Origin of the sequence: Vibrio splendidus, from assembly GCF_001557875.1 — a bacterium.
Taxonomy (GTDB): domain Bacteria; phylum Pseudomonadota; class Gammaproteobacteria; order Enterobacterales; family Vibrionaceae; genus Vibrio; species Vibrio splendidus_F.
Genome location: NZ_LNRF01000028.1, coordinates 1 through 936, shown reverse-complemented (window position 1 = coordinate 936; position 936 = coordinate 1). Strand labels below are relative to the sequence as shown.

General features: G+C 44.1%; 4 tRNA genes and 1 rRNA gene. All 5 read right to left on the bottom strand.

The features are described from left to right. Window positions 1–337 precede the first annotated feature (337 nt). Window positions 338–413: transfer RNA gene (locus ATB74_RS23345), tRNA-Val, on the bottom strand. Window positions 414–442: 29 nt separating this feature from the next. After that, a tRNA-Ala gene (locus tag ATB74_RS23340) sits at window positions 443–518 on the bottom strand. A 25-nt stretch (window positions 519–543) separates the two neighbouring features. Then, a tRNA-Lys gene (locus ATB74_RS23335) sits at window positions 544–619 on the bottom strand. Window positions 620–621: 2 nt separating this feature from the next. Next, a tRNA-Glu gene (locus ATB74_RS23330) sits at window positions 622–697 on the bottom strand. A gap of 123 nt (window positions 698–820) precedes the next feature. Further along, window positions 821–936: ribosomal RNA gene (locus tag ATB74_RS23325) — 16S ribosomal RNA — on the bottom strand; the annotation flags it as partial.

The following is a 936-nucleotide window of genomic DNA, read 5'->3' as shown; positions in this document are numbered from 1 at the left end:
CATCCACCGTGTACGCTTAGTCACTTAACCATACAACCCGAAAGGGTCTTAGTGTATGGCAACTAACCAAGGTTTTTGGTTGTCATCAAGAAGGGTTAATTCTTGATAACTGTTTGCCGGACTCAATGTGATTCAAACAAGTTTGAATCGAATACAAGACACTTGAATGTGTTTGTTGTGTTTATCTAATGAAAGATAAACATTGAGAACTTTTAAATTTGATTGAATTACTCGTAAGTAATCAATCAGTCAGCTTTCCAAATTGTTAAAGAGCAAGAGTTTCAAAGTATTAAACTTTTAACCCATTTTTAAACACACTCGTGAGAGTGCTTAAAGATGGTGGGCGATACCGGGCTCGAACCAGTGACCCCCTGCTTGTAAGGCAGGTGCTCTCCCAACTGAGCTAATCGCCCATAAAAGTTTTAATTCCTTATGGAAGGAATGGTGGAGCTATGCGGGATCGAACCGCAGACCTCCTGCGTGCAAGGCAGGCGCTCTCCCAGCTGAGCTATAGCCCCATATTTTTATTTCCTTGGGAGGAAATGGTGGGTCGTGCAGGATTCGAACCTGCGACCAATTGATTAAAAGTCAACTGCTCTACCAACTGAGCTAACGACCCAATGGTATCCCGTAGGGGAGTCGAACCCCTGTTACCGCCGTGAAAGGGCGGTGTCCTAGGCCTCTAGACGAACGGGACACTGCTAATTTATTTCCACTTTAAAAAGTAGAAACAAACTTTGAAGAACTTGGGAGCTCTTCATCTCTTTGCTTTTCTAAACCTAATCAATCTGTGTGGACACTTATCGTGAATATCTTCGTATAAGGAGGTGATCCAGCCCCAGGTTCCCCTAGGGCTACCTTGTTACGACTTCACCCCAGTCATGAACCACAAAGTGGTGAGCGTCCTCCCCGAAAGGTTAAACTACCCACTTCTTT